This is a genomic window from Arenimonas sp. (assembly GCF_019459675.1).
GTDB lineage: Bacteria > Pseudomonadota > Gammaproteobacteria > Xanthomonadales > Xanthomonadaceae > Arenimonas.
This window is the reverse complement of the sequence record NZ_JAIBFH010000103.1, coordinates 1-6343: the sequence shown is the minus strand read 5'-3', so window position 1 is coordinate 6343 and position 6343 is coordinate 1. Positions and strand designations below refer to the sequence as shown.

7 protein-coding genes and 1 pseudogene are annotated in these 6343 nt (G+C 69.7%); 2 read left to right on the top strand and 6 right to left on the bottom strand.

Annotation, left to right across the window (positions count from 1 at the left end; translation table 11 throughout):
• The 6 genes and pseudogenes from K0M70_RS03800 to K0M70_RS03775 form a co-directional block, all read right to left on the bottom strand.
• Positions 1 to 596: pseudogene (locus K0M70_RS03800) on the bottom strand (ATP-dependent DNA helicase RecG); the annotation flags it as partial.
• A gap of 4 nt (positions 597 to 600) precedes the next feature.
• Complete coding sequence (locus K0M70_RS03795) at positions 601 to 984, bottom strand: RidA family protein (protein ID WP_290779492.1); 384 nt, start codon at positions 982 to 984, stop codon at positions 601 to 603.
• A gap of 66 nt (positions 985 to 1050) precedes the next feature.
• Positions 1051 to 3222: a bifunctional (p)ppGpp synthetase/guanosine-3',5'-bis(diphosphate) 3'-pyrophosphohydrolase gene (locus K0M70_RS03790; protein ID WP_290779489.1), complete on the bottom strand. Its 2172-nt coding sequence runs from the start codon at positions 3220 to 3222 to the stop codon at positions 1051 to 1053.
• Between the two features lie 79 nt (positions 3223 to 3301).
• Positions 3302 to 3604 carry a DNA-directed RNA polymerase subunit omega gene (gene rpoZ, locus K0M70_RS03785; RefSeq protein ID WP_290779486.1) on the bottom strand — a complete coding sequence of 101 codons (303 nt, stop codon included), beginning with the start codon at positions 3602 to 3604 and terminating at the stop codon, positions 3302 to 3304.
• 117 nt (positions 3605 to 3721) lie between these two features.
• On the bottom strand, positions 3722 to 4342 hold the full coding sequence (gene gmk / locus K0M70_RS03780; RefSeq protein ID WP_290779495.1) for a guanylate kinase: 621 nt from the start codon (positions 4340 to 4342) through the stop codon (positions 3722 to 3724).
• Positions 4343 to 4347: 5 nt separating this feature from the next.
• A complete protein-coding gene (locus K0M70_RS03775; RefSeq protein WP_290779483.1) occupies positions 4348 to 5211 on the bottom strand; it encodes a YicC/YloC family endoribonuclease in 864 nt (287 codons plus the stop codon).
• Positions 5212 to 5279: 68 nt separating this feature from the next.
• Here K0M70_RS03775 and rph point away from each other — a divergent pair, with 68 nt between their 5' ends.
• Together rph and K0M70_RS03765 are read left to right on the top strand one after the other, a co-directional pair.
• Complete coding sequence (gene rph / locus K0M70_RS03770; RefSeq protein WP_290779480.1) at positions 5280 to 6008, top strand: ribonuclease PH; 729 nt, start codon at positions 5280 to 5282, stop codon at positions 6006 to 6008.
• Positions 6009 to 6012: 4 nt separating this feature from the next.
• Positions 6013 to 6343: non-canonical purine NTP pyrophosphatase (locus K0M70_RS03765; protein ID WP_290779477.1), on the top strand; the 331-nt coding region annotated here is incomplete at its 3' end.

Below are 6343 nucleotides of genomic sequence, written 5' to 3'. Positions count from 1 at the left end.
CGCCGCAGCCCCCGCGCAGCGCCCGGCGCCCGCGGGTCGAGCGCTTCACCGATCCGCCGCGACAGCGACTGTGGGCCCAGCCCTTCCACCGCCGGATAGACCGGGTCGAGCCGGTCGCGTACGCCGGCGTCGGCGTCGTCGCCCAGCAGCCGGTAGCTGGGGTGCACCATTTCCAGCCCGTACTGGCCCGGCCGCGCCTCGCCGAAGCACAGGATGCGGCGGCCAGGCACGAACAGCGCCAGCTGCGCGCGGTTGAAGTGGAAAAAACGCAGCACCAGCGTGCCGCGCGAGCCGTCGGCGATGGCCACGCGCAGCGTTGGCCGGTAGCGGAAGCTGCGCTCCACCGCCTCCACGCGTGCCTCCACCTGCGCCGACTGCCCCGGGAACAGCGCCGCGATCGGCGTGATGCGGGTCCGGTCTTCGTAGCGCAGCGGCAGGTGCAGCCACAGGTCCTGAACGCTGAGCAGGCCGCGGGCCGCAAACTTTTCCGCGACCTTGGGGCCCACCCCAGGCAGCGTGGACAGGGCCTGCACACCGGCGGGCGCCATCGCAGTGGCGCCATCGCTGGCGCCGCGGCGGCGCGGCGGACGCGGCATCGAATCAGCCGGTGACGAGGATGGCGTCGATTTCCACCCGGGCACCGCGCGGCAGCGCCGACACCTGGATGGTCGAGCGCGCCGGATAGGGCAGCTGGAAGTACTCGGCCATCACGGCGTTCACCGCCGCGAAATCGGACAGGTCGGTGAGGTAAATGCCTACGCGGGCGACGTCGCCCAGCGTACCGCCCGCCGCTTCGCAGACGGCCGTCAGGTTGTCGAACACGCGGCGCGCCTCGGCGCTGATGTCGGCCTGGACCAGCTCGCCCGTGGCAGGGTCGAGCGGGATCTGGCCCGAGAGGTAGACAACCCCGCCGGCGCGCACGGCCTGCGAATAGGGGCCGATGGCGGCCGGTGCTCGCGGGGTGCTGATGGGTTCACGGGGCATGGCGGACCTCGGCGCAGTAAGTGAGGCCCGATTGTAGGGGCCGGCCCGTGCGCCGGCCAGTCTTGGTCAGAGCCGCTGCACGCCGTGCACGACGCCCAGGCGCCGGATGCGCCGAATCACGTCCGCCAGGTGCTTGCGATGGCGCACTTCGATCGAGAACTCCATCACCGACATCGTCACGTCGCGCTCGCGGTACTCGACCGAGTCGATGTTGGAGTTGCTTTCAGCCACCGCGGCGGCCACCTGGGCCAGCACGCCGGGCTTGTTCTCCACTTCGATGCGCAGCGCCACGCGATAGTCACCCTGCACGTTGCGATCCCAGGCCATGGGCACGCAGCGTTCGGGGAACTTGCGGTATTCGGCCACGTTCGGGCAGTCGGCCCGGTGCACCACCACGCCCTTGCCGGCGCTCAGGTAACCCATGATTTCGTCGCCAGGTATCGGGTGGCAGCAGGCGGCGAAGCTCAGCACGCCGCGTTCGCTGCCCGAGATCATGATGCGCTCGGTGCTGCCCTGCGTCAGCGGCGCCGACGACAGCGGCAGTTCGTCCTGGCCGTGCACCATCAGGCGCGCCACCTGCGCCGGCATGCGGTTGCCCAGCGCGATGTCGGCCAGCAGTTCCTCCAGCCGGCGATGGCGCATTTCAGCCAGGATCTGTTCGATACGCTCGGCCGGGATGCGGTCGAGCGAGCTGTCCATGACCTCCAGCGCGCGATCCAGCATGCGGTGGCCCAGGTCCACGGCATCCTCGTGCTCTAGCCGCTTGAGGAAATGCCGGATGGCCGTGCGGGCCTTGCTGGACACCACGAATTCCAGCCACTGCGGGCCGGGGGTGGCCGACGGCGCGGTGATGATTTCCACGCTTTGGCCACTGGCCAGCTTGGTGCGCAGCGGGCCCAGCTTCTTGTCCACGCGCGCGGCCACCGCGTGGTTGCCCACGTCGGTGTGCACGGCGTAGGCGAAATCGAGCGCCGTGGCGTTGCGCGGCAGCGCCAGGATGTCGCCCTTGGGCGTGAACAGGTAGACCTCGTCGGGGAACAGGTCCACCTTGACGTTTTCCAGGAACTCCAGCGACGAGCCGGCGTTCTGCTGGGTGACCATCAGGTTGCGCACCCAGTCCTGGGCGCGGGCCTGCGCGGCGCTGCCGCCGGCGCCGGCGTTCTTGTAGACCCAGTGCGCCGCGATGCCGCGCTCGGCCACCAGGTCCATGTCCTCGGTGCGTATCTGCACTTCCACCGGCGCGCCGTAGGGGCCGAACAGCACGGTGTGCAGGCTCTGGTAGCCGTTGGCCTTGGGGATGGCGATGAAGTCGCGGAAGCGGGCATCCAGCGGTTTGTAGATCGAGTGCACCGCTCCCAGCGCGTGGTAGCACTGCATCACCGTGGGCACCACGATGCGGAAGCCGAACACGTCAAGCACCTGCTCGAGGCTTTTGTTCTCCTGCCGCATCTTCGTATAGATGCTCCAGGGCGCCTTGACGCGGCTTACCAGGTGGTTGCGCAGGCCTTCCTGCGCCAGGCGCTGGGCGATCTGCGCCTCGATGGTGACCAGGGCCTCGCGGCGCATCACCGGCTGGGAGGCGATGCGTTTGGAAATCACCGCGTGCCGGTACGGATACAGGGCGCGGAAGCCCAGGTCCTGCAGTTCGGCCTTGATCTTGTTCATGCCCAGCCGCTGGGCGATGGGGGCGTAGATTTCCAGCGTTTCCCGGGCGATGCGCCGACGCGCGTCCACCGCCATCGCGTCCAGGGTGCGCATGTTGTGCAGCCGGTCGGCCAGCTTGATGAGGATCACGCGCAGGTCGCGCGCCATCGCCAGCATCATCTTGCGGAAGCTTTCGGCCGCGGCTTCCTGGCGGTCGCGGAACTGCAGCTTGTCGAGCTTGGTGACGCCGTCCACCAGCTCGGCCACGGTGGGGCTGAAGCCGGCCTCGATTTCACTGCGCGGCAGCGGCGTGTCTTCCAGCGCATCGTGCAGGATGGCGGCGCACAGGGTTTCGGCGTCCAGCCGCAGGTCGGCCAGGATGCCGGCCACGGCCACGGGGTGGGTGATGTAGGCCTCGCCGCTTTTGCGGGTCTGGCCTTCGTGGGCGCGGGCGCCCATTTCGTAGGCCTTGCGGACCAGCGCCACCTGGTCTGGCGGAAGGTAGTCCTCCAGCCTCTTCTCAAGCGCGATCACCGCCTCCGGACACGGGTCCGGACCGATGTCGGCCAGCTGCGGAGGGGAGAAAGAGGACATGACGGCAGACTACGCGGCCACGCCAAACGCGGCAATGCCGCGCTTTTGCGCAGGCGGCCGGGGCCGCCCCGCGCGGGGGTTAGAGGTCGTCGCCGCCCTTGGAAAGGTCGTCGTCCACCACTTCGGCGGCAGCCCACTCCAGGGCTTCACGCTCGGCGCGCTCGCGCTCGGACTTCTCGACTTCGTCGATCATCTTGGCGTCGATCTTGCGGGCCGCGATCTCGCGCAGGGCCAGTACGGTCGGCTTGTCCTGGCTTTCGCTGTTGTCCAAGGTCGGCTCGACGCCCTTGGCCAGCTGGCGGGCGCGCTTGGACGCCATCAGGACCAGCTCGAAGCGGTTGTCGACGACGGACAGGCAGTCTTCCACGGTGATGCGGGCCATTGGATCTCCTCAACCGCTCGGTACCCGGCCTGGGCACCCACGGTAAATCAAGGGGTTACGCGAACCCAACATTGTACGCCCGGGCCGCTTCCCGCGCAAACCGGGGCGCTGGCCGGGTCAGCGGCGCCCGGCAAGCAGCTCGGCGATCAGGGCGGCATGGCGCCGGGCCTGGTCGGCCTGGCGAAGGCGCTGGGCAACGAAGATCGAGCGCAGCTCGGCGGCGGCGGCATCGAAGTGCTCGTTGACGATCACGAAGTCGAACTCGTCGTGGTGCGACATCTCTTCGCGTGCGGCGGCAAGCCGGCGCGCGATCACTTCCTCGGTGTCCTGGCCGCGGTTGCGCATGCGGGTCTGCAGCGCATCCAGCGACGGCGGCAGGATGAACACGCTGATGGCCTCGGGCATTTTTTCCCGCACCTGGCGCGCGCCCTGCCAGTCAATCTCCAGCAGCACGTCCTTGCCGGCGGCCAGCTGCGGCTCCACCGATTGGCGCGCCGTGCCCTTGTAGTCACCGTGCACCAGCGCGTGCTCGAAGAAATCGCCGGCCGCGATCATGCGCTGGAACTCGGCCTTGTCCACGAAATGATAGTGCTGGGCGTGGCGCTCGCCCGGCCGCGGCGCCCGCGAGGTGAACGAAATGGACAGGGCGATGCCGGGCTCGCGCGCCAGAACGGCGTTCACCAGGCTCGATTTGCCGGCCCCGGAGGGCGCGGCGACGATATAAAGGGTTCCGCGCAGTGGGCTCATTCGAGGTTTTGCACCTGTTCGCGAAGTTGTTCTATCAGCACCTTCAGCTCCACCGCGGCCTGCGTGGTCCGGCTGTCCACCGACTTGGAGCCCAGCGTATTGGCTTCCCGGTTGAACTCCTGCATCAGGAAGTCCAGCCGGCGGCCCACGGCCTCGGGCAGGCTGAACACCCGCCGCGCTTCGGCCACGTGGCTGGCGAGCCGGTCGAGCTCCTCGTCCACGTCGATCTTCTGCAGGTTCAGCACCACTTCCTGCTCCAGGCGGCCCGGATCGAGCGGCAGCTTGAGGTCGGCCAGCCTGGCGTCGAGCTTGGCGCGCAGGGCGGCCCTGATCTCGGGCAGCCACTGCTTCACCTGGGCGGTGATGCGCTCGATGCCGTCCAGCCGCTCGATCATCACGGCGGCCAGCTTGGCGCCCTCGCGCTCGCGTGACGCGACGAACTCAGCCAGCGTGGTGTCCAGCAGGGCCAGCGCCTCGGCCTGCAGGCCGGCCTGGTCCAGGGCGTCTTCTTCGACCACGCCGGGATAGCGCAGCAGTTCGGTGAATTCGGTGCGCAGGCCCGGGAACAGGCTGTGGCTGCGCGCGGCCACCTTGGCCAACTGGTCCAGCAGCGCCTGGTTCACCTTCAGGTCGGCGCGGCCACCGGCGGCGGGGCGGAAGCGAAACCCCAGGTCGATCTTGCCGCGCGACACCTTCAGCGCCACGCGCTCGCGCAGGGCCGGCTCGATGGCGCGCAGCTCCTCGGGCGCGCGCACCGACAGCTCGTGGAAGCGGTGGTTCACCGCGCGCAGCTCGCAGGTCAGGCTGCCGCCGGTGGCGGCGCGTTCGCAGGCGGCGAAGGCGGTCATGCTGCGGATCATGGGCGGGCCCGGTGGTGGTGAGGGCGAATGGTAATCTAGCCGGCCAGACAATGCCGGATTGCACCCCCATGACCAGCTTCAACCGCCCCAGCGGCCGCGCGCCCGACCAGCTGCGCGAAATCCGCATCGAGCGGCGCTACACCAAGCATGCCGAAGGCTCGGTGCTGGTCTGCTTCGGCGACACCCAGGTGCTGTGCACCGCCAGCGTGGACAACAAGGCGCCCGGCTTCCTGCGCGGCAAGGGCGAAGGCTGGGTGACGGCCGAGTACGGCATGCTGCCGCGCGCCACCAACACCCGCAACGACCGCGAAGCCGCGCGCGGCAAGCAGGGCGGCCGCACGCTGGAGATCCAGCGCCTGATCGGCCGCTCGCTGCGCGCCTGCGTCGACCGCAAGGCGCTGGGCGAACGCACCATCACCCTGGACTGCGACGTGCTGCAGGCTGACGGCGGCACCCGCACCGCCGCCATCACCGGCGCCTACGTGGCGCTGTGCGACGCGGTCGCCTGGCTCAAGGGCCGCGGCGACGTCACCCGCGACCCGGTCCTGGGTGCGGTGGCGGCCGTGTCGGTCGGCATCTACCAGGGCGTGCCCGTGCTTGACCTGGACTACCGCGAAGACAGCAGCTGCGACACCGACATGAACGTGGTGATGAACGACGGCGGCGGCTTCATCGAAGTGCAGGGCACGGCCGAGGGCCACGCCTTCCGCCGCGAGGAACTGGACGAACTGCTGGTGTTGGCCAGCCGCGGCGTGGACCAGTTGGTGGCCGCGCAGCGCGAGGCGCTGGCGAAGTAGGCCCATGTCACGGCTGGTCCTGGCCACGTCCAACGCCGGCAAGCTGGCCGAACTGCGGCCGCTGCTGGACGAGGCTGGCTTCACGCTGGTGACCCAGGGCGAGCTGGGCGTGGGCGACGCGGTCGAGGATGGCCGCACGTTCCTGGAGAACGCGCTGATCAAGGCCCGTCACGCCAGCGAAGCCACCGGCCTTCCGGCCCTGGCCGACGACTCGGGCCTTGTGGTGGACGCCCTGGGCGGCGCGCCCCGGCGTTTCAGCCCGCGCGATTGCGGCGCGCCCCGCGCCCCCCCCGCCCCCCACCCCCACCAGGGGGGGGGTATTGTATGCCGGGGGG